This is a genomic window from Pseudomonas graminis, from assembly GCF_001705435.1.
GTDB classification, from domain to species: domain Bacteria; phylum Pseudomonadota; class Gammaproteobacteria; order Pseudomonadales; family Pseudomonadaceae; genus Aquipseudomonas; species Aquipseudomonas graminis_B.
On the sequence record NZ_MDEN01000069.1, the window covers coordinates 108110 to 132613 of the forward strand.

At 60.7% G+C, this 24504-nt stretch carries 21 protein-coding genes; 9 read left to right on the forward strand and 12 right to left on the reverse strand.

Annotation, left to right across the window (positions count from 1 at the left end; translation table 11 throughout):
- Positions 1 to 207: 207 nt before the first annotated feature.
- From BBI10_RS22610 to BBI10_RS22620, 3 genes are all read right to left on the reverse strand, one after another.
- Positions 208 to 552, reverse strand: a complete 345-nt coding sequence (locus BBI10_RS22610; protein ID WP_065991889.1) for a YXWGXW repeat-containing protein — start codon at positions 550 to 552, stop codon at positions 208 to 210.
- Positions 553 to 799: 247 nt separating this feature from the next.
- A complete protein-coding gene (locus tag BBI10_RS22615) occupies positions 800 to 1129 on the reverse strand; it encodes a DUF3509 domain-containing protein (RefSeq protein WP_065991891.1) in 330 nt (109 codons plus the stop codon).
- A 540-nt stretch (positions 1130 to 1669) separates the two neighbouring features.
- On the reverse strand, positions 1670 to 2092 hold the full coding sequence (locus BBI10_RS22620) for an HPF/RaiA family ribosome-associated protein (protein ID WP_065991892.1): 423 nt from the start codon (positions 2090 to 2092) through the stop codon (positions 1670 to 1672).
- Between the two features lie 293 nt (positions 2093 to 2385).
- On the opposite strand from BBI10_RS22620, the gene BBI10_RS22625 reads away from it, so the two are divergent.
- Genes BBI10_RS22625 through BBI10_RS22635 form a run of 3 tightly spaced genes read left to right on the forward strand, consistent with a single transcriptional unit; the run spans position 2386 to position 6401 of the window.
- Entirely contained in the window at positions 2386 to 2991 is a 606-nt protein-coding gene (locus BBI10_RS22625; protein ID WP_083233235.1) for an RNA polymerase sigma factor, read from the forward strand.
- Positions 2988 to 3971: a FecR family protein gene (locus tag BBI10_RS22630; protein ID WP_065991893.1), complete on the forward strand. Its 984-nt coding sequence runs from the start codon at positions 2988 to 2990 to the stop codon at positions 3969 to 3971. The genes BBI10_RS22625 and BBI10_RS22630 overlap by 4 nt, the downstream gene beginning before the upstream one ends.
- Before the next feature lie 48 nt (positions 3972 to 4019).
- Positions 4020 to 6401: a TonB-dependent siderophore receptor gene (locus tag BBI10_RS22635; protein ID WP_065993157.1), complete on the forward strand. Its 2382-nt coding sequence runs from the start codon at positions 4020 to 4022 to the stop codon at positions 6399 to 6401.
- On the opposite strand, the gene BBI10_RS22640 is transcribed toward BBI10_RS22635, so the two are convergent.
- Complete coding sequence (locus tag BBI10_RS22640; RefSeq protein WP_065991894.1) at positions 6398 to 7276, reverse strand: helix-turn-helix domain-containing protein; 879 nt, start codon at positions 7274 to 7276, stop codon at positions 6398 to 6400. The genes BBI10_RS22635 and BBI10_RS22640 overlap by 4 nt on opposite strands.
- Positions 7277 to 7409: 133 nt before the next feature.
- Between BBI10_RS22640 and BBI10_RS22645 the strand changes: the two genes are divergently transcribed.
- On the forward strand, positions 7410 to 8309 hold the full coding sequence (locus BBI10_RS22645) for a DMT family transporter (RefSeq protein WP_065991895.1): 900 nt from the start codon (positions 7410 to 7412) through the stop codon (positions 8307 to 8309).
- A gap of 60 nt (positions 8310 to 8369) precedes the next feature.
- Here the strand turns inward: BBI10_RS22645 and BBI10_RS22650 are convergent, their stop codons facing one another.
- Both BBI10_RS22650 and BBI10_RS22655 read right to left on the reverse strand, forming a co-directional pair.
- A complete protein-coding gene (locus BBI10_RS22650; RefSeq protein ID WP_065991897.1) occupies positions 8370 to 9344 on the reverse strand; it encodes a 2-hydroxyacid dehydrogenase in 975 nt (324 codons plus the stop codon).
- Positions 9345 to 9442: 98 nt separating this feature from the next.
- Positions 9443 to 10390 (reverse strand): LysR family transcriptional regulator, encoded by a 948-nt coding sequence (locus tag BBI10_RS22655; protein WP_065991899.1) that lies wholly within the window; start codon positions 10388 to 10390, stop codon positions 9443 to 9445.
- A 181-nt stretch (positions 10391 to 10571) separates the two neighbouring features.
- Here BBI10_RS22655 and BBI10_RS22660 point away from each other — a divergent pair, with 181 nt between their 5' ends.
- The 4 genes from BBI10_RS22660 to BBI10_RS22675 are packed head-to-tail and all read left to right on the forward strand — an operon-like array spanning position 10572 to position 15382.
- A complete protein-coding gene (locus BBI10_RS22660) occupies positions 10572 to 12083 on the forward strand; it encodes an efflux transporter outer membrane subunit (protein WP_065991901.1) in 1512 nt (503 codons plus the stop codon).
- Between the two features lie 22 nt (positions 12084 to 12105).
- Positions 12106 to 14304: an FUSC family protein gene (locus BBI10_RS22665; RefSeq protein ID WP_065991904.1), complete on the forward strand. Its 2199-nt coding sequence runs from the start codon at positions 12106 to 12108 to the stop codon at positions 14302 to 14304.
- Entirely contained in the window at positions 14294 to 14494 is a 201-nt protein-coding gene (locus tag BBI10_RS22670) for a DUF1656 domain-containing protein (RefSeq protein ID WP_065991906.1), read from the forward strand. The genes BBI10_RS22665 and BBI10_RS22670 overlap by 11 nt, the downstream gene beginning before the upstream one ends.
- Positions 14495 to 14509: 15 nt before the next feature.
- Positions 14510 to 15382, forward strand: coding sequence for an efflux RND transporter periplasmic adaptor subunit (locus tag BBI10_RS22675; RefSeq protein ID WP_065991907.1), 873 nt, complete (start codon positions 14510 to 14512; stop codon positions 15380 to 15382).
- Positions 15383 to 15578: 196 nt separating this feature from the next.
- Here the strand turns inward: BBI10_RS22675 and BBI10_RS22680 are convergent, their stop codons facing one another.
- Positions 15579 to 16403, reverse strand: coding sequence for an SDR family oxidoreductase (locus BBI10_RS22680; RefSeq protein WP_065991908.1), 825 nt, complete (start codon positions 16401 to 16403; stop codon positions 15579 to 15581).
- 33 nt (positions 16404 to 16436) lie between these two features.
- The gene (locus tag BBI10_RS22685) at positions 16437 to 16901 is read right to left on the reverse strand and encodes a multidrug transporter (protein ID WP_065991909.1); all 465 of its coding nucleotides are present in this window, start codon (positions 16899 to 16901) and stop codon (positions 16437 to 16439) included.
- 284 nt (positions 16902 to 17185) lie between these two features.
- Here BBI10_RS22685 and BBI10_RS22690 point away from each other — a divergent pair, with 284 nt between their 5' ends.
- The gene (locus BBI10_RS22690) at positions 17186 to 19858 is read left to right on the forward strand and encodes an RHS repeat domain-containing protein (protein WP_244160419.1); all 2673 of its coding nucleotides are present in this window, start codon (positions 17186 to 17188) and stop codon (positions 19856 to 19858) included.
- A 468-nt stretch (positions 19859 to 20326) separates the two neighbouring features.
- On the opposite strand, the gene BBI10_RS22695 is transcribed toward BBI10_RS22690, so the two are convergent.
- The 4 genes from BBI10_RS22695 to BBI10_RS22710 form a co-directional block, all read right to left on the reverse strand.
- Positions 20327 to 20719, reverse strand: coding sequence for a hypothetical protein (locus BBI10_RS22695; RefSeq protein WP_065991914.1), 393 nt, complete (start codon positions 20717 to 20719; stop codon positions 20327 to 20329).
- Positions 20720 to 20971: 252 nt separating this feature from the next.
- Complete coding sequence (locus BBI10_RS22700) at positions 20972 to 22426, reverse strand: mannose-1-phosphate guanylyltransferase/mannose-6-phosphate isomerase (protein WP_065991920.1); 1455 nt, start codon at positions 22424 to 22426, stop codon at positions 20972 to 20974.
- A gap of 205 nt (positions 22427 to 22631) precedes the next feature.
- Entirely contained in the window at positions 22632 to 23288 is a 657-nt protein-coding gene (locus BBI10_RS22705; RefSeq protein WP_065993158.1) for an alginate O-acetyltransferase AlgF, read from the reverse strand.
- A 33-nt stretch (positions 23289 to 23321) separates the two neighbouring features.
- Positions 23322 to 24497, reverse strand: coding sequence for an alginate O-acetyltransferase (locus BBI10_RS22710; protein WP_065991925.1), 1176 nt, complete (start codon positions 24495 to 24497; stop codon positions 23322 to 23324).
- Positions 24498 to 24504: the final 7 nt, after the last annotated feature.

A 24504-nucleotide genomic window follows, 5' to 3' on the forward strand; every position in this document is an offset into this window, starting at 1 on the left:
GACCAGTGATGCTTCAAGCAGTTGGTAGGTTGTTGCTGCAGCGGCGACCGAGATACTTTGCAAGATGGGATGGTCGTTCGGTACGAACTTGCCTCTCCCTTGTAATCGCCGCTTGCAATCAGCGAGCTGTTTTACGATGAGCTATCCACCAGCGAATCCAAAAAAAATGCCCCGTCTCAACGGGGCATCTTCATGTGCAAAGAACGGTCAGTTCACCCACACCCCAACGTGGTAATGCCAGCCATCGCCTCGACTTTCCCAGTACGGATGTTGATAACGATAGCCAGGCCGTACCGCTTCCCAGTGGCCGTGTTCGGCGACGTAGCGGTTGCCGTTCCAGCGCCAGTAGCCGCGGGACCAGACATAGCCCGGGCGCGGAGCCGGTTCTTCTTCGACCACGCGCACGGGCGGCGCTTGTGGGGCGACGACTTCGACGTATTCGGCGCGGGGCGCGGGTCGGTCGACCACTCGGCGTTCGTGCACCACTCTTTCTTCCACGCAGCCGGTCGCGAGCGCCAGCGCGCCAATCAGCGCTATGTATCGTAGAGACATATCGTCACCTCAGACTTGTCCAGACTCTGCTGCTCGCCGTTGTTGTGTAACGGGGCAGCCGGCTTGCTACAGGTTTGTTGCTACAGGTTTGTTGTAGCAGGTGCTTTCTGTCTGAGGGCTGAATCGGCGGGCATTACAGGGACGTTGGCGATCGTCGGCGGGGGACGGAGCGGGTTGAGAATGATGCCGCGAAAAGACTGCGCTGGAGAGGCAATCACTATCGCCTCATGCCCTGCGCATCAAAAAATCAGAGGCCGGCAGTCAACTGCGGACGGCCGAGGAAGCGGGTTCGGGTAGGCGGAGGCGAGAGTTGTTTGAGGTCGCCATCCGTCATGGCCGCCAGGATCTTGATGGCGCTATGGCCTTGTTCGATGGCGATGCCGAACTGGATGCTTTCGATCAAACGGCGCAGCCGCTTGGGCGAGTTGCGTTGCTCGGCACTGATCAGCCGTTTGGCGACCACACCTGACTCATTCGACAGCGTCAGCATGATGGTCCCGTCGAGGCCCTGGATACTCAGGTTGACCCGGTAGTCGGGATGGAAGGCGTCGGTGATCAGTTGAAAAGGGTTATCCATGGCCTGTTACCTGTTAACGATCTGCATGAATTGACTGGGGGTGAATCCCTTTAGTTCTCGAAGCCGATCAACGGTTAATGATTCCTGCCCTGGCCGCGCTCGCTGAAATCGCGGTGATTTCCATCAGTGGTCCGTTGAAACGTCGTCGTATTGAGCGAGTCACTGCGTCCGAGGCCAGCAGGCCTGCGGCGTGCAGGTGAGGTGTAAGCTCGACGATACAAAGCTTGCAGGGTTTGGGCCACAACGGACGAAAGGTGTAAATGGTCCCGATCGCTGGACCCAAGGGCCCGGAAACGAGAAGCAGGTCATGGTTTCAGCGTCCGTCTTGTACTGGCCAAGGGCTTGGCCCATTCCCGCTCGGCACCATTTGCGCGCCTCATGCGTTCTTTGTGTGCGAAAGGTCGGCCACTTGAATCGGCCACCCGTTTAGCGCGGCTCACCATTCAAGCGCTGGTTGCCTAATGACGGCGCAAAAAAAAGGGCGGGCCCGTTTCCAGGCTCGCCCCTCTTTCAATCGCTCAGTGTTTCATAGCTGCTGCATCAGCCGTGCAACGCTTCGTCCTTCTCGAGAAATTCTTCTTCGAGCAACGCGTCAGCACTGACCGGCTCGTCATCCAGATCGCTTTCAATCACCGGAGCCGCGCCGCGTTTGTTGCCGCGCAGTTTTCCAAAAAGATGTTCCAGGGCGTGGTCCAGTTTGACCGCTGCGCCATCCACTGCCTGATCGATCGAATCGGCCTTGTGGGTCACAGAAATGGGTTGGTGTCCTTTTGGCCGGGCTTCCATCTGGCAGCGGATGTCATGCGGGCCTGGCTTGTCGCCGTTTTCGTCGTTGATGTGGACCTCAACGCGGGTCAGATCCTCTTCGTATCGTTCGAGCGTAGTTTCAACCGTGGTTCGTACCCACTCCTCCAGACGGACGCTGTTTTCGATGTGGTTATCGCTGTTGACCTGGATTTGCATAGTTCTTCCCTTACTTTGGCTTGCTCGGGAGAGTCTGGACGAGGTGTTTTTCGTCTGCCCTCATTCACAGTGTTGGCGCCGATCCCCGAACAATTCAACCCCTTGGAACCGAGAATATATTTCGCGAAAGGGGGAACTCGACCGGCAAGTCCAGTTTTGCTGGGCCGCGCCTTTTTGGGGGCAACCTTCGGCCGCTGCAGATTTGTTGCGAGATTCGTCGGACATCTTTTGCGCATGAGAATATTTATCATTAATATCGCGCCTCGCATCCTCCCCCAGCCCGTGCCTGAATCATGATCGATCCGCCTCCTTCCTTGAACTCAGCGTGCCAGGACCTCGACCACGAGACTCCGAAGGCTGCACGCGCGCGGTTTCTGGAGGTGTTTCTGTCCCAGCGTCCGCAAATGGAGGCGCTGGTCAGCCGAAGGGTGGGTTGTCGGGCGACGGCGGCGGATCTGGTGCAGGACTTGTTTCTCAGGTTCTGGCGACGTCCGCTGGTGCAGGTCGAGGAGCTCAACACCTACCTGCTGCGCTGTGCTGGCAATATCGCCATTGACCATCTGCGCAATGAAAGCACCCGCGCCCGGCTCAGCGATGAGCGGCTGCCGGAATCGCACTGGACCGAGACTGACGAACCCCAGGCTGCGCTGGAAGCGAGCAACGATCTGCGCCACATCGAAGCGGCGTTGCGCGGATTGCCGGAGAAAACCCGGCAGATTTTCCTGCTCAACCGAATCCACGGGCGCAAGTACGCTGAAATTGCCAAGGCCATGTGCCTTTCGCAGAGTGCCGTGGAGAAACACATGATGCGCGCCCTGCAGGTCTGCAAGGCGAGCATCAATCAGGACGTCACTCGGGTTGCGCCGCTTGCCGGGAAATCCGGGGGCATACGCCGATGAATGCCGTTCCTGATCCGACTGCCCATCCCCATACCATGGCTCTGAATTGGCTCAGTGTGTTGCACAACCAGCCGACGATTGCCGATCAGGCGCGCTTCAGCCGCTGGTTGCACGCTGATCCGGCTCATGCCGAAGCGTACGCCCAGGCTCAGGTCGTGTGGGAACTGAGCGAAGAGCCTGCCGCCACACTGGCCGGCGAAGACGCCGCCGCACTCAATGCCTTGCTGCGGAAAATGGACGCACCCAAGCCGCGCAGGCTGCCGCGCTGGGGAGCGGCGCTGGCGATGGCGGCGTGTCTGGTGCTGATGATCAGCGCGGGGCTGGGCTGGAATCCCCAGCGCTGGGCAGAGGACTTAAATGCCGATTACGTGTCGGCGCCGGGGCAGGTCCGGACGTTGATCCTGTCAGACGGGTCGCAGGTAACGATGGACGCCGACAGCGCAATCGCCGTGCATTTTGGCGACGGAGAGCGGCACGTCGAGTTGCGCCGTGGCGCCGCATTCTTTCAAGTTACCCACACCGGCGAGCCGTTTGTGGTCGATGGCGGACGCGGCGAAACCCGGGTGCTGGGCACGCAATTCGAAGTACGGCTGCAGCCGCCTGGTGCGCAAGTCACTGTGCTGTCGGGACGTGTCGGGGTCAAAGCGGCCGCCGATGCCCCGCAGCAGATCCTGACGGCAGGTCAGCGGGTCCGTTATGACCGTGAGCGAACCGGCGCTCCGCAGTCTGTCGACAGCGAAAGCCAGTTGGCCTGGCGTCAGGGCTGGCTCAATTACGCCCGCGCCCCCCTCGCTGATGTGATCAGCGACCTGAACCGTTATTACCCGGGCCGGATCATTTTGCTCAACGACCAACTGGCCGCGAAGACCATCAGCGGCAGCTTCCCGAGCCGCGATCCGCAGGCCGTGCTGGCGGCGTTGAAGTCCGTCGTGGGTTTTAAGCAATACGAAGCGCTCGGGCGGATCATTGTGATCCGTTGATCGCAGGCGAGCTGTTGAGGTGTATCGCATTCAAACGGGGTGACCGATGTGAGAAGTGGGTTTGGCTTTTCGGTGGTAGCGGTCTGGAGCGCCTGCGCTCAGGCAGCCGCGCCGGCCTACGACTTTTCGATTCCGGCCAAACCGCTGTCCCAGTCGCTCAGGGATTTCAGTCGAGTCACAGGGCAGGGGGTTATTTACACCCAGGACGTGCCTTACGCGGTGGATGCCCCGGCATTGATGGGCTCGTTCAGTGCGGAACAGGCGTTACGTATTCTGCTGGGCACGTCTGGCCTCACATTCCGCCGTGCCACAGACGACACCTTCACGCTGCAATCCCGCCCCGTCGAGGGTGCGGTCACCCTTGGCGCGACGCAGATCGACTCCACTCTCAGTGCCGTTTACAGCTATCAGCCGCCTGCAGTGACATCGGTGATGCGCAGCGCGACACCGCGCCTTGAAACCCCGCAGGCGGTCAGCGTTGTTCCGGCGCAGGTGTTGAGGGATCAGGCGCCGCGCAATCTCGACGATGTGCTGGCGAACGTGAGTGGCGTAACCCAGGGCAACACCCTCGGCAGCACACAGGACACGCTGATGAAGCGGGGTTTTGGCGAGAATCGCGACGGTTCGATCATGCGCGACGGGATGCCGGTGGTCCAGGGCCGCAACCTCAATGTCACCGCCGAGCGCGTCGAAGTTCTCAAGGGGCCGGCGTCGCTGTTGTATGGCATTCAGGACCCCGGCGGGGTGATCAACGTGGTCAGCAAGCGTCCGCAGTTACAGTCGGCCAACTCGCTGACGGCACGGGGTTCAAGCTACGGCGCAGGCAAAAACGGCAGCGGCGGAACGTTCGATAGCACCGGCGCGATTGATGGCGCTGAAGGGGCGTCCACCGGGCTGGCATACCGCTTGATCGTCGACCACGAAGACGAAGATTACTGGCGCAATTACGGCGTACACCGTGAATCGCTGATCGCCCCATCGCTCGCCTGGTATGGCGATGACACCGAAGTGCTGGCGTCCTACGAACACCGGGAATTTCTCTCGCCGTTTGATCGCGGCACGGCAATCGATCCTCGCACAAACCGTCCGTTGAACATCCCCGCGACCCGGCGTCTGGACGAGCCCTTCAACACAATGGAAGGGCGCTCGGACCTGTATCGATTCGAGGTCGATCACACCTTCGACGACACCTGGAGAGGCCACCTCGGTTACAGCTACAACCGCGAGACCTACGACGCCAGTCAGGTGCGCGTGACCGCCGTCGATCCGGCCACCGGCACGCTGACCCGCTCCATCGACGGGACCGGCAACGCCCTGAGCACCGATCGCTTCACCACGCTCACGTTGAGCGGCGACACCTCGCTGGCGGGCTTGCGGCACGAGGTGCTAATGGGCGTCGACGACGAATACCGCAAAGTCGCGCGCGGTGAGCTGATCCGCCAGAAAAGCCAGAGCACGTTCAGCTACGTGAATCCGGTGTATGGCCAGGAAGCGGAGGGCACTCAGGTCAGTGCGGCGGACAGCCATCAGCTCGATATCCTGCGCAGCGACTCGGTGTTTGCTCAGGACTCCGTGCACCTCACCGATCGCTGGATTTTCGTCGCGGGCGCGCGTTATCAAGTCTTCGATCAGCAGGCTGGCAAAGGCTCGCCGTTCACGCGCAATACCGATTTGAACGGGCAAAAGTGGATTCCCCGAGCGGGCCTCGTTTACCGCTACAGCGATGAGCTTTCGTTGTATGGCAGTTACACCGAGGCGTTCAAGCCCAACTCCAGCATCGCTACGCTGGCGGGGGGCACCGTGCTGGATTCGGCGACGTTGCCCGAAGAATCGAAAGCGTGGGAGCTGGGCGCCAAGTGGGATTCCTCAGATGGCATCAGTGCGACGCTGGCGCTGTTCGACATCAGAAAGCGCAACGTGCTGGTGGCGAATTTCGACTCGCTGACGGCGAACACGGTGTACACCACGGCGGGTCAGGTGCGCTCGCGGGGTGTGGAGCTGGACGTGAGCGGGCAGCTGTCAGATCGCTGGAGTCTGATTGGCGGCTATGCTTTCACCGATGCCTGGGTGGTTGATGACCCGACCCTGAAGGGCAACCGCTTACAGAACGTACCCCGGCACAGCGGCTCGGTTTCGGCGGTGTATGACTTTGGCGCGGTGCTGGGCGCGGATCGGCTGCGGACGGGAGCTGGCGCCCATTACATCGGCGAACGCCCGGGCAATCCGGACAATGATTTTGATCTGCCCGGCTACACCGTCGCCGATGCCTTCGTGACTTACGAAACCCGTCTGGACGGGCAGAAAGTGAAGTTTCAGCTGAACGTGAAAAACCTCTTTGATCGCACCTACTACAGCTCGGCGGTGAGCCGTTATTTCGTGTCCCTGGGGGATTCGCGGCAGGTGGTGATGGCGACGACGCTGGAGTTTTAACGCGACTCAAACGCAGCCCGGTATTCGCCCGCCGTCGCGCCGACTGACTGCTTGAACCGGTTGCTGAAATGGCTGGCACTGGCGAAGCCGCATTCCAGGGCAATCTCGCCAAACGGCTTGCGGGTCGAGCGCAGCAGTTCGCGGGCTCGGTTGAGGCGTCGGGCGAGCAGGTATTGATGGGGCGGCAGGCCGAAGCTTTCGCGGAACATCCGCGCGAAGTGGTATTCCGACAACGCGCACATGCCCGCCAATTGCCCGAGGCTTAAGGGCTCGGCCATGTTCAGCTCAATGAAGTCCACCAAATGCCGTCGCAGGTGCGGCGCCAGTCCGCCTTTCAAGCGCAACCCTTCACGCAGCCCGACCTGGCGCAGAACCATGTGGTCGAGCAGCTCATGGGCCAGGCTGCTGGTGAGCATGCGCTCGCCGGGCTCTCGCCAATCCATGCGGATCAGGCGATGAAAACGCTCGGCCTGCAGCGGATCATCCAGAAACGTGTGCTCCTGCAACGCCAACTGGCGTGGCTCGCGATCCAGCAGCGTGACGCAGTTGAGGGCGAACTGTTCGGGGCTGATATACAAATGCGCCAGACGGATTTCACCGTTCACCACCCAGGAGGACTGATGGCCGGCGGGCAGCGTGCAGATCTTGTCCGGAGCGCCTTTCTTGCCCGGCTGATCGCGGCGGAATGTTCCCGTGCCGCCGTCGATGTAGCACGACAGCGTGTGGTGCGTCGGCGCGTGGTAGTTCTGCGCGTCATGACGGTTGTTCCACAGCGCCGCCATCACCCCGTCGCCCAGAGGCGCGCACTTCTCCAGCTGCGCGTGGGGCGAGCTGTTCAGGGATTGAAAGACCTGGATGGTTTCGAGTGACGACATGGGGACTCCTCTGCGCCTCGCATCCTACTCCGAGCGCTGCCCCCTGCCAGCGGGGTGACGATCAAATGCGCAAGTTTCTGCAAGTGAGGGCAGACCCGCGCCGCCAGACTGAGGCCTCACTGGGGAGCTCGACATGAACATCACGCTGTATCTGCTGACCGTTTTAATCTGGGGCACGACCTGGATCGCCTTGAAACTGCAACTGGGCGAGGTCGCCATCCCGGTGTCGATCGTCTACCGCTTTGGCCTCGCGGCGCTCATCCTCTTCGCCTTGTTGCTAGGGACCGGGAAACTGCAGAAGGTCAATCGCCGCGGGCAGCTCATCTGCCTGGCGCAGGGGCTGTGCCTGTTCTGCGTAAATTTCATGTGCTTCTACACCGCCAGCCAGTGGATTCCGACCGGTCTGGTGGCGGTGGTGTTTTCCACTGCGACATTGTGGAACGCGCTCAACGCCCGAATCTTCTTCAAGCAGCAAATCGCGCGCAACGTCGTGTTGGGCGGCACGCTGGGGCTGATGGGGCTGGCGTGCCTGTTCTGGCCGGAATTGGCCGGGCACAGCGCCAGCCGCGAGACCTTGATCGGTCTAGCGCTGACCCTGCTCGGCACGCTGTGTTTCTCTGCGGGAAACATGCTCTCCAGCCTGCAACAGAAGGCCGGCCTGCGTCCGCTGACCACCAATGCCTACGGCATGCTGTATGGCGCGACGATGCTGTGCGTGTATTGCCTGCTGAGCGGCACGCCGTTCGGGTTTGAGTGGAACGCGCGGTACATCGGCTCGCTGTTGTATCTGGTGGTGCCGGGATCGGTGATTGGCTTTACCGCCTATCTCACCCTGGTCGGCCGCATGGGCCCGGAGCGCGCGGCGTATTGCACGGTGCTGTTCCCGGTGGTGGCGTTGAATGTATCGGCGTTCGCCGAAGGCTATCAATGGACCGCCCCCGCGCTGATGGGGCTGGTGTTGGTGATGGCGGGGAACGTGCTGGTGTTCAGGAAGCCCAGGGTGATTGTGCCTGTGGGGGCGAAGCTGGCTTAAGGCGGGCTGAAACCTTTGATTGTTCCCACTGGGACCGTGGGAACGATCGTCACAGTGAGCTCAGCCCTTCCACACCTGCGCATTCACCAGGTCCTGCGGCTTCTCGCCCAACAGCGCGGCGCGCAGGTTGGCGTAGGCGCGGTCGGCCATGGCCTGACGGGTTTCGTCAGTCGCCGAGCCGATGTGAGGCAGCGTTACCGCATTGCTCAGCGCAAACAGCGGCGATTCAGCCAACGGCTCTTTCTCGTAGACATCCAGGCCGGCGCCGCGAATCGTGCCGTCCTGCAGCGCCTTGATCAGCGCCGGCTCGTCGACGATCGGGCCGCGCGCGATGTTGACCAGAATCGCGCTCTTCTTCATCAGCGATAGCTCACGGGTGCTGATCATGTGCTGGGTCTTTTCGCTGAGCGGCACCACCAGGCAGACGAAATCCGACTCGGCCAGCAACTGATCCAGCGTACGGAATTGCGCGCCCAATTCCTGCTCGATGGCGGTCTTGCGGCTGTTGCCGCTGTACAGGACCGGCATGTTGAAGCCCAGACGACCCCGCCGTGCGACTGCCGCGCCGATATTGCCCATGCCCACGATACCCAGCGTCTTGCCGTAGACATCGGTGCCAAAGTGCGGCGCCTCGATGCTGCGTTTCCAGTTGCCAGCCTTGGTGTAGGCGTCCAGTTCGGCGACGCGGCGGGCGCTGCTCATGATCAGCGAGAAGCCCAGGTCGGCGGTGCTTTCCGTCAGCACGTCGGGGGTGTTGGTCAGCATGACGCCGCGTTCGGTGAGGTAGTCGACGTCGTAGTTGTCGTAACCGACCGAAATGCTCGACACCACTTCCAGCTGCTTTGCATTCTCCAGTTGTTCGCGCCCCAGCTTGCGGCCAGCGCCGATCATGCCGTGGCTGTGGGGCAGGGCTTCGTTGAACTGCGCGTTCAGATCACCCTTTTTCGGGTCGGGGATGATCACGTTGAAGTCTTGCTGCAGGCGCTCGGCCATTTCCGGAGACACGCGGCTGAAGGCAAGGACGGTCTTTTTCATCGGATAGCTTCTCTCGGCAGTTCAGAAGGGCATTGCGTAGCACGCTAACATTCTTGCCGAGGGATTGGCAGGCTTCCGCCGTTGCGCTCACGTGATGACTAAACCGTCTCCGGCAACACATGGGTCTGCAGGTCCGCTTCGTGGGCCGCCATGATTTCCGGCAGCGAGCCGCGCAGGTACTCCACCCATGTTTTGATCTTCGCATCCAGATACTGCCGCGATGGGTAGATGGCGTACAGGTTCAGCTCGTGGGAGCGGTACTGCGGCAACACCCGCACCAGCGTGCCATTGCGCAGGCCTTCGATGGCCGAGTAGATCGGCAGAATCCCGATGCCCATGCCGCTGCTGATCGCCGCCTGCATGGCGTCGGCCGAATTCACCAGAAACGGCGAGTTGCCGATGGTCACGGTTTCCTGGCCTTCGGGGCCGTCGAAGGCCCACTTTTCCAGCGGGAACACCGGGCTGACCAGGCGCAGGCAGGCATGATTGAGCAAATCAGCCGGCCGGTGGGCCATGCCGAACGCCTTGATGTAGGCGGGCGAGGCGCAAACGATGCTGTAGGTGATGCCCAGTCGCTGGGAGACGAAGCCCGAATCCGGCAGCTCGCTGGCGAGCACGATGGACACGTCGTACCCCTCTTCGAGCAGGTCCGGGACGCGGTTGGTCATGGTCAGGTCGAACGAGACGTCCGGGTGATTGCGCCGGTAGCGGGCAATCGCGTCGATGACGTAATGCTGGCCCACACCGGTCATTGAATGGACTTTCAGCTGCCCGGCCGGACGCGCATGGGCGTCGCTGGCTTCGGCTTCCGCCTCTTCGACGTAACCGAGAATCTGCTCGCAGCGCAGCAGGTAACGCTTGCCCGCTTCAGTCAGGGCGATGCGTCGCGTGGTGCGGTTGAGGAGCCGGGTCTGCAGGTGGGCTTCGAGGTTGGAGACAGCGCGCGAAACGTTTGCGGTGGTAGTGTCCAGTTGAGCGGCGGCAGCGGTGAAGCTGCCCGCTTGCGCCACGCAAGTGAAGGCGCGCATGTTTTGCAGAGTGTCCATTGGCCGTTCTCAGATGAGATAGCAAATTGTGACATGAAGTAACTGATTCATGTCAGCCATACCAAAGGATTATCTCCGGTTCCGTAACAAAGATTCGCAGAAGTCCCGGCTTATCGCCGGGCTAGAGGCCCCCTAGAATCGCCGCATCATCGATTCCCCCTCCATTCAGGTAATTGCAGCAGTGCCGCGTCGTCTCGTCAGAGGGCTCAAATCCCTCAGTGTGTGCGCTTTAACGTTACTCATCAGCGGCTGCATCGGAACTGGCGGAATCGCCCCACAAGGCACAGCGTTGTCGCCCGACGCGCTGGCCACCGACGACGCCATCAAGGTGGCCGACAAAGACGCCCACTGGCCGGCTGGTCAGTGGTGGCGTGCCTATGGCGACGAACAACTCAATCGCTGGATCAAACTGGCCGCCATGGGCAGCCCCAGCCTGGCGATCGCTGCCGCGCGAGTGCGTCAGGCCAAGGCCATGGCGGGCATCGCGGAGTCGGCGGAATCCCTGCACGTCTCCGGCGACAGCAGCCTGAAACGGCACAACTGGCCGACGGATCAGTTCTACGGCCCGGGTGAGCTGTCGAACACCAGCACGTGGGACAACAACGCTTCGCTGGGCCTGAGTTATTCCCTTGACCTGTGGGGCCAGGAAAGCAATCACTCCGAACAGGCGCTGGACATGGCGCACCTGAGCGCGGCGCAGGAGCGTCAGGCGCAGCTGGAATTGCAGGACAACATCGTCCGCGCCTACATCCAGCTGTCGCTCAACTACGCCCAGCGCGACATCGCCGAAGCGACCCTCGCGCAACAGCAGCAGATCGTTGATCTGGCCCAGCGTCGTCTGAACGGCGGCATCGGCACCCATTTTGAAGTCAGCCAGGCGCAAACCCCGCTGCCCGAAACCCATCGTCAGATTGACGCCCTGGACGAGGCGATTGCCCTGAGCCGCAATCAGATCGCGGCGCTGGCGGGCAAAGGACCGGGCGAAGGCGCACGTCTGCAGCGGCCGACGCTGTCACTGAACGCGGCGTTGACGTTGCCCTCCGCGCTGCCCGCCGAATTGCTGGGGCAGCGTCCGGATGTGGTCGCCAGCCGCTGGCGAGTGGCGGCGCAGGCGCGAGGCATCGATGTGGCCCATGCCGGCTTCTATCCGAACGTTGATCTGATGGGCAGCCTTGGTTACATGGCCACCGGCGGCGGCATGCTGGAATTCCTCGCCGGCAAGAAATTCAACTACAGCGTGGGCCCGGCGATCACCTTGCCGATCTTCGACGGCGGACGTTTGCGTTCGGCGCTGGGCGTGGCGTCAGCGGGCTATGACGAAGCTGTCGCGCAGTACAACCAGACCCTGGTGATGGCGCTGAAGAGCATCTCCGATCAACTGATTCGTCGTGAGTCGATGGACAAGCAACAGCAGTTCGCCGATCAATCAGTGGCCGCCGCGCAGAAAACCTACGACATCGCGATGGTTGCCTATAAACGCGGCCTGACCGATTACCTCAATGTGCTCAACGCGCAGACGTTGTTGTTCCATCAACAGCAGCTGCAGCAACACGTCCAGGCTGAGCGCCTGACGGTGCATGCTGAGCTGGTGGTGGCGCTGGGCGGCGGGTTGATGGCCGGCAATGATTCCCCCGCACCGGCAAAGACCGCCGTGCCGAAAACGCCGGCGTCGCTGGCGGTGTTTGATCAATGAAACGCTCCGGCAGGGCCTGGCGATGAACGCCGCTTTTAACTGGCTCAAATCACTGGAGTGGCGTCGCGGCCTCAACGATTGGGCGCGCAGCGATGGCGTGACGTGGATCTACATCAGCAAGGTGCTGACTGCGGCATTCCTGACCTACTGGATCGCCATGCGCCTGGAGCTGCCGCAGCCGCGCACGGCCATGATCACTGTGTTCATCGTGATGCAGCCCCAGAGCGGTCAGGTGTTCGCCAAGAGTTTCTACCGCTTGCTCGGCACGCTCGCCGGCTCCGTGGTCATGGTCACGCTGATGGCGCTGTTCGCGCAAAACAGCGAGCTGTTTCTCGGCAGTCTGGCGATCTGGGTCGGCTTCTGCTGCGCTGGGGCCGCGCGCTATCGCAACTTCCGCGCCTACGGTTTTGTGCTGGCCGGCTACACCGCCGCGATGACCGGGCTGCCAGCGCTCGCTCACCCGGACACCTCGTTTATGGCCGCCATGTGGCGGGTGCTGGAAATCTCCCTCGGCATCGTCTGCTCGACACTGGTCAGCGCCGCGATCCTGCCGCAAAGCGCCGGCGCGGCGATGCGCAACACCTTGTATCAGCGCTTTGGCACCTTCGCTCAGTTCGTCATCACCGGCCTGCGCGGCGAGAGCGATCCGGCGTCGTTCGAGGCCAGTAACGTGCGCTTCATCGCCGATGCCGTAGGGCTCGAAGGCCTACGCGCGGTCACCGTGTTCGAAGACCCGCACATGCGCCGCCGCAACGGTCGATTGAATCGCCTGAACAGCGAATTCATGACCATCACCACGCGCTTCAACGCCCTGCATCAGTTGCTCGAACGCCTCCGTCGGCGGGGCGTGACGCCAGCTGTTCAGGCCATCGAGCCTGGCCTGAATGCGCTGACTGGATTGCTGGAGCCCTTTGCCGGGCGCGCGCTGACCAACGCCGACGCCGCACTGCTCGCCAATCGGTTGAGCGTGTACAAGGCCGACCTGCCCGAACGCGTGCGCAGCCTGCGGGCCGAGTTCGTCAAGACCGAGCCCAGCGACGCCGACCTGCTGGATTTCCACACCGCTTACGAATTGCTGTACCGCTTCGTCGACGACATGCACGACTACGCCCAGACCCATGCGTCTTTGGCCGATCACCGCCATGCGCGGGAGAAATGGGTCGAGCCCTTCGTGTCCACCACCAGTTGGCTGTCTTCGCTGGCCTCCGGCGTGCGCGCGACCTTTATTCTCGCGGTCATGTCGGTGTACTGGGTGGCCACGGCCTGGCCGAGCGGCGCGTCGATGACCCTGGTGTCCGCCGCCACGGTGGCGCTTTCCGCGACGACATCGAACCCGAGGCGCATGTCGTTTCAGATGGCGTGCGGGACCTTTCTGGGTGCGCTGCTGGGGTTTTTCATCACCTTTTTCGTGCTGCCGCGCATCGATGGTTTTCCGCTGTTGTGCATGGTGCTGGCGCCGGTGTTCGTGTTCGGCACGTTCCTGACCACGAGGCCGCAGTGGGTGGGATATGGTCTGGGGCTGCTGATTTTCTTCAGCATCGGTTCGGCGCCGGACAACCTCACGGTCTACAACCCCTATGCGTTCATCAATGACTACATCGCCATGGTCCTTGGCATGCTGTTGTGTGCGGCGGCGGGGGCGATCATTCTGCCGCCGAACAGTCGCTGGCTGTGGCAGCGGCTGGAAGGCAACCTGCGCCGACAAGTGAGTTTCGCCATCAGCGCGCCACTGCGCGGGATTCGTTCCAGTTTCGAAAGCCGCACCCGCGATCTGATGCATCAGGCCTACGGCCTGGCCGCCGGTAAGCCCGAGGTGCAACGCAACCTGCTGCGCTGGATGTTCGTGGTGCTGGAGATCGGCCACGCGATCATCGAGCTGCGCCGCGAGCAGGCCATTCTGCCGGTGCACCCGAGTTACGCCGAGTGGCAGCCCTGGCGGCAGGCGATTCGCGCCATGGGCCGCTCGTTGATTCGTCTGTTCATCCAGCCCGATCCCCACAATCTGGCGCGCAGCCTGTCGGCCGTCGATCACGCCATCATCTGCGTGCAGAACACCGACGAGCCCTTTGCTCCGCACTTCGACACCTCGGCGTTGCGCCGGGTGAAAAGCTACCTGCACTTCATCCGCACCTGCCTGCTGGACCCGCAATCGCCGCTGGCGGGCGTTCCGTCAGAGCCGGCGTCTGTGGCCTCGCCGCAAGGACAACTCAATGCCTCGTGAACTCGCCTTCCACGGCGTTTACATGCCGACCGTGACCGTCATGTTTCTGGTCGCCATGGTGCTTTCCTGGGCGCTGGACCGGTTCATGTCCGGCCTCGACCTCTACCGTTTCTTCTGGCATCCGGCGCTGCTGCGTCTGAGCCTGTTCAGCTGCATTTTCGGCGCCATGGCGCTCACTGTTTACCGTTGAGGCACGTTGGTTGAGATGAAAAAGCTCTTCAGTCTGATCGCGACTTTGTTGATTCTGGCCCTGGCCATCTGGATCGGCCGGCTGCTGTGGATTCACTACATGGACACGCCCTGGACCCGCGACGGCCGGGTGCGCGCCGACGTGATCAACGTCGCCGCCGATGTCAGCGGCGTGGTGATCGATGTGCCGGTGAAGGACAACCAGCCAGTGAAAAAAGGCGACCTGTTGATGCAGATCGACCCTGAGCATTATCAGCTGGCAGTGAAGCAGGCCGAGGCCATGGTGGCGTCGCGCAAGGCCACGTGGGAGATGCGCAAGGTCAACGCCAATCGACGCAAGGACATGGACGCCCTGGTGATCTCCGCCGAAAGCCGCGAGGACGCCAGCAATATCGCCACCTCTGCCCAGGCGGATTATCAACTGGCGGTCGCGCAGCTTGAAGCTGCGCAATTGAACCTGCAACGCACCAAGGTGCTGGCCGCGGTAGACGGCTACGTCACCAACCTCAACGTGCATCGCGGCGACTACGCGCGCATCGGCGAAGCGAAGATGGCCGTCGTCGACAGGAACTCGTTCTGGGTGTATGGCTTCTTCGAAGAGACCAAGCTGCCCCACGTCAGGATTGGCGATCCGGCGGACATGCAGTTGATGAGCGGCGAGGTGATGAAGGGCCACGTCGAAAGCATCGCTCGCGCTATCTACGACCGCGACAACCCGGAGAGTCGCGAGCTCATCGCCGACGTCAACCCGACCTTCAACTGGGTACGACTGGCGCAGCGCGTGCCCGTGCGCATCCACCTGGATCAGGTGCCGGAAGGGGTGGTGCTGGCGGCGGGGATTACATGTACGGTGATTGTGAATCCCGAAACGCAAGATTCAACGCGATAGCACGTTGAGCTGCGCGGTACGCCAGATGTGTCACGCCGGAGGATGTAGGAGCGTGGCTTATCCCGCGACCTGTTGCGCAGCGACAGTAATAACAGTGATTGCGGTGCATCAGTTATAACCGGGGCGCTTGGTCTTGCTGCCGCTTCGCGCCAGTTCGCGGGACAAGCCACGCTCCTACAGAAGCCGGCGGTGGCAGTCAGTATTTTTTATCCAGCTTGAAGCGCTTGCTCAGAATCCACTCCAGCAAGGCCTTGGGCAGCAGCCGTTCCATGAGTGGCAGCGCGCGGCTGCCGTTGCCGGAGCGCAACAGACGCGGTGGATGGCTGCGTTGCACGGCGTCGAGCACGTCTCGGGCGAAGTCGGCAGCGGGTGTCGGGTTGCCCTGTGACGCATTGGCCCGGGCGCGGATGCCTTCACGCCACGGCCACCACGGCGAATCCTGGTGAATCACCTGCTCGGCCTCGTGGCTGGCGTTTTGTGCGAAGTGGGTATCGATAGCGCCGGGCTGGACTTCCATCACCCGAATCCCGAAGGGTGCCAGTTCCATGCGCAGTGCTTCAGTCATGGCATGAACGGCGGCTTTTGACGCGCAGTACGCGCCCGCGAATGGGGTGACCAGCACGCCCGAAACGCTGCCGATATTCACCACCAACCCCTTGTTGCGGCGCAGCATCGGAAACAGCGCGCGCGTCACGCCGACCACGGAAAACACATTGGTTTCGAATTGTCTGCGCATGGCCTCGACACCGCCATCCAGCAGCGGGCCAATGCCACCGTAGCCTGCGTTGTTGATCAGCACGTCGAGCCCTTTGCCGTGTTGATCCAGCTCGGAAACCAGTCGATCAATCGCAGCGCTGTCATTGACGTCCAGGGCCACGGCACGAAAACCTGCCGCGGTCAGCGCTTGCACGTCGGCCGGCTTGCGTGCGGTTGTCCAGACTTCATGGCCCGCCGCTTTGAAGGCATCCGCCATGGCACGGCCAATGCCGCTGGAACAACCGGTGATCAACACCACAGACATGGTTCAGTCCTTGAAAAAAGAGAAAGGCGGCGCTCAGCCGGAGAACGTGCCTTGCAGGCGCTCGGCACGAAACTCCAGAGTCTGCGGCCGGTAACCTGGGCGCAACGGTGGCATCGGCAAGCAATCCTGCCACTGACTGCCGGGCAACAAATCGCCCGGCCCGCGATAACGCGGCGCGGTGTACGTGTCTTCGGCCAGATTGACGGTATCGCCCGGCGCGTAGGCCGCGATTTTCCAGCGCAGTTCGCTGAGCGAAACGGTGTTGCCGTTATCGATCAGTACCAGCAGCGGACGCCCCGTAGGACACTGTTGCGGCGCATAGTCCACGCGCAATTGCAGGCGCTCAAGGCGCTGTTCGTCGCGGCTGTCTTCCCAGACCACAAACGCCGCCACGACGCCCAGCCCGACTGCGGCAGCCAGGGAAACAGGCAACGCTTTGGAGGGATAGCGCAGAAGCAGGACCAGCCAGGTGAACAGGAGTACGGCGCCGAAAATCATCGTGTCGATCTCGCGATTGCAGATGAGGGCATCGTACCGAAAGGGGAGGAGTTGGGCTAATGGATTGGGCTCAACCGAACCGCTCAGCGCAACCGTCCAGCCGGACCGGCGGTCGGTCAGAAATCCGGAGCCAGACTAGTCTTAGGGTATTTCCTGCAACGGATTGCACAGTCATGGCTCATTCCTGCTCGCTACATACCCATACTCCGACACTCACGGTAATAGAGCCGCGCAGGCTACCTGTTCGTACGGTGTCCTTCCATGTGGCTCAAACGGATGCGCCCATGACCGCGCGGGTTGACCGCCTTGCCTATGACCCCGCAGGAAGGCAAACGGCGCGTTGGGACCCACGACTATGGGCTGCCGCCGATCTGGCATCGGACGCGACGAGCAATGTGAGTGTGGTCTTCTCGCTCAGCGGGGAGCGGCTGCTTTATGAGAGCGTCGATGCGGGGTGGCGCCTTCAATCAGTGGGGGAAGGCGGGCAGCGTGACGGGGGCTGGGACGGACGCGGAGTGGTTCAGCGGGTCGAATACGACAAGCAGCTGCGGCCGACTGCCTTGTTTGAAGAACAGGGCGCACGGGACGGTACGGCGCGAACCTGCGTCGAGCGCTTGAGCTACGGAGGGCCTGGTGAGCATCACGCCAACCAATGCAATCAAATAGTCAGGCATTACGATCCGGCCGGTTCGCTGTGCAATACGTCGTTCGATATAAACCGGAATGTGCTCTTGCAGGCGCGGCGTTTTCTCAATGATCCGAACATGTCCAGTTGGCCGGACGCCGCCGAAGCTTGCGACCAGCTTCTGGAACCCGGAGACGGCGCCCGGATGGCCTGGCGATTCGCTCCCACAGGCGAAATGTCCGAACAGCGCGATGCCATGGTAAACACCCAGTTTTTTGCCCAGACCGTCGCCGGGCTGCTCAAGCAAACCCGCTTGCAGCTGGCCGGCCTGCCAGCGGAAATGCTGGTAGGCGATATTCAATACGACGCCTTCAATCGCGCGGTTTCAGAAACCGCCGGAAATGGCGTCGTTACCTCTGCGGCTTATTCAACACAAGACGCTCGTCTGGTGAACGTCCAGTCGACGCTTCCCGATGGAGAAAGACGGCAGGATCTGCGTTACGCCTACGATCCGGTCGGCAACGTGATCAGCATTGCAGATGCTTCGCTCCCTCAAAGCCATTTCGTCAATCAGCTCACCAAGTCCATCAGCACATTCACGTACGACACGCTGTATCAGCTCATCGAGGCCACCGGTCGAGAGCTGGCGTCGGTCAATCGAGGCCCGGATCTCGCGGTGTTCCAATCGCCGATCGACCCCTCCCGACTGACGAATTACCGACAGAACTACGAATACGATGCGGGCGGCAATTTGCTCAAGCGCAGTCACGTTGGCGTGCAAGATCATTCGCAATGGCTGGCGGTGGCCAACGGTAGCAACCGGTCTCTGGCTCAACTGACTGACACGCCGCCAACTGACGCCGAGATTGCTGCCGCATTCGATGCCAACGGTAATTTGCAGCGGCTGGCGCCCGGGCAAAACATTGAGTGGAACCCGCGTAACCAGTTGCGCAGGGTAACCCTGGTAGCCAGGCCTTCGGGAGTGGATGACAGTGAGGTTTACGTCTATGACGCAACCGGCCTGCGTGTGCGCAAGATTCGGACGGTTCAGGCTAAAAATGTCGTCCATGTGAACGACGTACGCTATCTGCCGGGCCTGGAAATCCGCGCCAATAGCGCGACTGGCGGAACGCTGCACGTCATCACCGCTCCCGGCGGACGCAACGCGGTGCGGGTTCTGCATTGGGTAGAGGGCAAACCGGAGACGGTAGATAACGATCAGACGCGCTACACGCTGAGTGATCATTTGGGGTCAAGCCTGATGGAGCTGGATCAGCAATGCCGATTGATCAGTCAGGAAAGTTATTACCCCTTTGGAGGCACAGCCTGGTGGGCAGGCCGATGCCAAATTGAAGCGCACTACAAAACCGTGCGTTATTCAGGAAAAGAGCGGGATGCGACCGGGCTTTACTACTATGGCCTGCGGTATTACGCACCGTGGCTGATGCGCTGGATCAATCCGGATCCGACGGGTGAACAAGGCGGGGTGAATCTGTTTTGCTTTTGCAGTAACTCACCGATCCGCTATCGCGACTCCCAAGGCGCAGCCCCTTACGATGTTCCTCAGGTCGTGGTGGTAGCCGCAGGAATGGGGGATTTCAGCCCGCAACAGCAGGCGAAGATGAGGAAGGCGCTGGACGCTGCAAGTTATCTGGTGGCTGGAACGCGTGATCAACTTCGCGAAGCGTCACCCCGCCGGGATGTAGTCAAGGCCTTCGACGCGACGTTTGGTGAACTGCCGGCATCCATTCGCTCTGAAACGATAGAGGGCGTCGTAGAAAGCCTCGACAGTTATAGGAACATGTTGACGGCATTCGGTAAGCCGCACGCGGACCTTGATATCGAGCTTTTTGACGGTCCATCCATGGTTAAGGGACGTACTTTACTGGCGGGAGAGTTCGAAGATGTGGTCAAGAGCTTCGGAGTTTCACGCACCCATCTTGAGCAGGATCATGTGCTCAATGTTGCCTGGACGTTGATCCATGAAACTTCTCATGCAGTCAATTTCACCGTTGATAGCCATTATTACGAGCAGCCGAGACTCGAGGCCGATGCTACCCCTGAGGCTGTCGGAGGCTGGAGCAAACAAATAAGAAGGTCCTTGTCGCGAGTTGTCAGATCAGGTCCTTACGAGAAGCATGGCAGTGCTCCTGTATACGAGACCAGCATGCAAGGTTTAACAGATGACGCGGCTAACCGGCATCAACGCAAGGCCACCTTTGTGGGCAATGGGAGCGTGAGATCCTCGCTGTTACGGATGAATGCAGACACTTTTCCCGCGTTGGTCAACGCCACCCGATTTCCTGAAAGATGGTTGCGCAGGCAGGTCTGACAAATAGGCCAACATTCAGTCATTGGGCGTGACTGTGGCCGGTCAGCCCAAACAGGTTCGTGTGCAGTTGGCAGGGAAACGGGGCAGGGCTCTGGAGAGATAACGCAGAAGCAGGACCAGCCAGGTGAACAGGAGTACGGCGCCGAAAATCATCGTGTCGATCTCGCGATTGCAGATGCGGGCATCGTACCGAGAGAGGGGGGGGGAGACCAAATCGCTGATGTTGCCTTGACACGGTTAAAGAGATGCACTGAAACGGCGGAGCGAACCTGTTCGTGAAAAGCGTCATGCCATCCGATGCATGCCATCACCAGATAGAATGCATTCGCGTACAGGGGCGCTTCCACAGATCCTGCGTCCACTGGCAAATATGGGGCAAACGCCCAACTCCCGTCAGAGCTGTCGAAGGCTGCAATTCAGTACGTAGCGCCTTCATTTCGACTGGCGTTGAGCGTTGAAGGGTTTGATTTAGTCGATAACTTCGTACGGTGCTGATTTTTCACCGTATCCATGCGCACCCTCGCCTGACTCGGCTGAATAATTTTCTTGCAGCACTATGAACTTGATCGTGATGTCGGGGCCGGCGTCGATGTCGGGGGCGGTGATTGCCGTCATTTCCTCCACTGTCAGATTAAAGCGAGTCTCCTCATCGCGAACGGGCGCCTGATAGGGTTCTGTGTACATATTGTTTGCAAGTGTTCCATCGCTGTTCTCGCGATATATCACGATGCCGACGAAGGGAGGAACGATTACATCCGATGGGTATTTGGGCAACACAATCGTTGCCGCCTGATTTCGTTTGATTTTGAAATCATCAGCGCCTTCGAAGTTCGGAATAGGGCGGTTCTGTGCCTGAATCATTTTTTTTCTCCATGTATTTATGTGGTGCTAAAGGCCCACTAACGGCACAGATAAAATAAGCGTTTTAACTTCCAGTGATAACTGTCACTTATGACAGTGCTCAGTGCTCAGTCCTCTTCGCGATAAAACCGGTCACTTTAATAGCCAAGGTCCATATACCTTTTGCGCACAATAAAAAGCCCCCGAAAACCCTCTGCGGATGGGGAATACGCAGAGGATTGACGGGGGCTAGTACTACTGGGTGAAGCGGTATTAACGGGCGATGGTCTGGGTCTTCACGCCGGCTTCGATGCCTGGGGTGGAGCGGCCGTAGACGTCTTCGAAACGCTCGATGTCGTCTTCGCCCAGGTAGCTACCCGATTGAACTTCGATGATTTCCAACGGGATTTTGCCCGGGTTGCGCAGACGGTGAACCGAGGCAATCGGGATGTAGGTCGACTGGTTCTCGGTCAGCAGGAACACGTTGTCGTCGCAGGTGACCTGAGCGGTACCCGATACGACGATCCAGTGCTCAGCGCGGTGGTGATGCATCTGCAGCGACAGGCTGGCGCCCGGCTTGACGGAAATGCGCTTGACCTGGAAACGGCCGCCCATGTCCACGGAGTCGTACGAGCCCCATGGGCGATAGACTTCGAGGTGGTTCTGGGTTTCGCTGCGGCCTTGCTCGTTCAGCGTGTTGACCAGTTGCTTGACGCCCTGAACCTTGTCTTTGTGAACGATCATCATGGCGTCTTTGGTTTCGACGACAACGATATTGTCCAGGCCGATCACGGTGACCAGTTTGCCGTTACCCTGAATCATGCAGTTGCGGCTATCCTGGATAACGACGTCGCCCTTGGCAACGTTGCCGTTCTCGTCTTTGGCGTGCACGTCCCACAGGGACGACCAGCAGCCGACATCGCTCCAGCCCGCATCAAGTGGTACGACGCACGCGCGCTGGGTTTTTTCCATGACGGCGTAGTCGATGGAGTTGTCCGGGCAGCAGGCGAAGCTCGCCTCGTCCAGGGAGATGCTGTCGCCTTCCTGCTTGCTGCGCTCGAGGGTCAGCAGGCAGTTGTCGTAGATGTCCGGATCGTGCTTTTTCAGCTCTTCCAGATAACGGCTGGCACGGAACAGGAACATGCCGCTGTTCCAGTAGTAACCGCCGGCCTGGACGAATTCCTGAGCGCGTTGCTCATCAGGCTTTTCGACGAACTGCTGAACGCGGCTGACGCCTTCCGGCAGCAAGGCATCGGCGGTGGACTTGATGTAGCCGTAGCCGGTTTCAGGCTTGGTCGCCGGGATACCGAACAGCACCATTTCGCCGCGCTCTGCGGCGACGGTGGCCAAAGCCAGTGCGCGTTGCAGGGCTTTTTGATCATCGATCACGTGGTCGGCCGGCAGGACCAGCATCAACTCGTCGCGACCTTCGTTGGCGAGCATCATCGCAGTGATGGCAACGGCTGGCGCAGTGTTGCGGCCAAACGGTTCCATGATCACGGCCTGAGTTTCCAGACCCAGCGCACCGAGCTGCTCGGTGACGATAAAGCGGTGGTCCTTGTTGCAGACCACGACAGGGTGCTGCATGCCGTCGAATTGCAGGCGCTCGACGGTCTGCTGGAACAGGGTGTGTTCGCCGGTCAGCGCCAGGAACTGTTTAGGAAACTGTTTACGCGAAAGAGGCCAGAGTCGGGAACCGCTACCACCTGACAAGATCACTGGAATCATTTTGTTTCTCCGTTAAGCAAAAATCGTTCGAATGGGCTGTAGGTCTTTTCGGTCTTTCTGGTTTTTGTCTTGCATCGCCCGGCGTCCTCTTGGCGGTCTGCTTGCTCCGCAGTGCCTGACGCCGAACGCTTAATCCCGTAAATCCGTGGCAGCGCGCGAGTAACCCCGCGCGCTGCCTGCGGCCTCTCGGCCAGGTTCAAATCTGTTACTGAGTGCCGGTCGGGCGCTTGACCCAGACTGGCGACAGGCTGCTGCCGCTACCGGTCACGTACAGAACGGCGGCTTCACCGCGCTCCAGTGCAACCGGCTTCAGGTCAGCCACTTTCTTGTCGCCGTCAAACAGCGCGAAGCTGACTTTGACCGGGTTGATTTCACGCTCGCCGGTGCCCTTGGCAGACACAGCCTTGACCACGTCGGTCTTGCCATCAGCGGTTTTCAGGGTCAGCGCCTTGTCGCTCAGGTTCTGTACGCGAACCAGGGACTTCTGCTTGTTCTTGAACGGAGGCTCTTCAACCAGCTGAGGTGCGCCCGAGGTGTTGTTGACGATGGTGTAGTAGTGATCGCTGGCCAGTTTCACCGGCAGGGACTGGCTGCCGACTTTGGCGGTGTAGTCGCCCTGTGGCATGAAGCCGAAGTCACTGCTGGCCAATGGGCCGATTTCGTTGAGGCTGGTGTTGCCGACGCTGGCCGAGATTTCGCTGCTGCTGGCGTTGTAAACACGCACGAAGGTCGAGCCTTTCGGAGCGGTCGGGCCATACAGGGCGGCATCGCCACCGGCGAAGGCGGAAAGGGAGACGAAGCCCAGGCTCGCGGCCAGCACGCAGGTTTTCAGCAGGTTGGTTTTGCTCGAACGAACTGGCATCGGGTTCTGCGAAGTCATAGTCAAAGAGTCCTCTCAGTTTTGCGCCCGGGTGGGCGACTTGGAGTTGTTGGCGTTGTCCGCCAGATTCTGTTGGGGGTCACGGGCCTTTTTGAGTTCAGCGATCCACTGTGGGTCGAACTCGGTCAGGTCGTTGTGAGCGGGCAGGTAGCGTTCCGGAAATTCCCAGATCAGCACCTGCGGTGGGCTGCTCTTGAAGGCGTCGGTCTGCAGATACTTGAGCATCGGCAGGATCGGGCCATGGCCGTCTTCGGCGTAATTCACGACGTCTGCGTGCAGGGCCTGTTTAAGCGCACCGGCAAAGTTCCAGTTGGGGTTGGCGCTGTAGCTGGTGCCGACCAGACCCACTGCAACGGAATTGTCCGCGAACAGGGCATCATCGCTTTCGGCGCCAGCCTGAGCCGGGTTGGTGCTGCGCTGCTGCAGGTCATCCGGCTTGGGCAGCAGGTTGGTGAACAGCGGATCCAGCGGCAGGAAGTTGGTCAGATCGCCCTTGTAGGGTTCGGTCGTCTTGGCTTCGGTGACGAAGTTCTGCGGTTCAACGTTCAGCGGCACTTGCTTGCTGATCACGTCACCCAACTGCTGGGCGACGATTTCCGCGCCCATCGGCGTCCAGTGGGTGTCGGTGCGCAGGAACACCTGGCCCTTCTCCTTGGCGCTTTGCAGCGGCGTCAGCAGATCCGGGGCAAGGATGCCGGCCTGATTCACTTGAGCGTGGAACTGCTGATACAGATCGGTGTGCAGCGTGGCCGGTTTGTTGTCACCGACGTGCTCCGGGTACAGACGGGTCTTGGCCGGGATAATCGCCAGCACCAGTTGCGTGCCTTGCTTTTTCAGGGTGTCACGCACGCCCTGAATGATTGCCAGGTTGTCTGCTTCGTTCTGCTCGCTGTTGGCAACGGCGTCGAACTCTTCGTCGGTGTACAGCCACTGGTCTTTGCCCAGGATCACGCCCGGACGACCTTCGTTGAACAGCTTGTAGTCCAGCGCCGCCCAAAGGTTGGTGCCCAGACGCTTGATCGGAAATGCTTCGTCGTAGTGGGTTTCCACCGCCTTGGTCCAGTGACCATTCAGCACGGTGGTTTCCTTCGACGTCGAGAAGCCGACGAAGCTGCGCAACGACCACAGACCCAGGACCAGCAGAATCGCCAGGAACAGGAAGATGTAGAGGAAACGTAATGAACGGGTCATGTCAGGC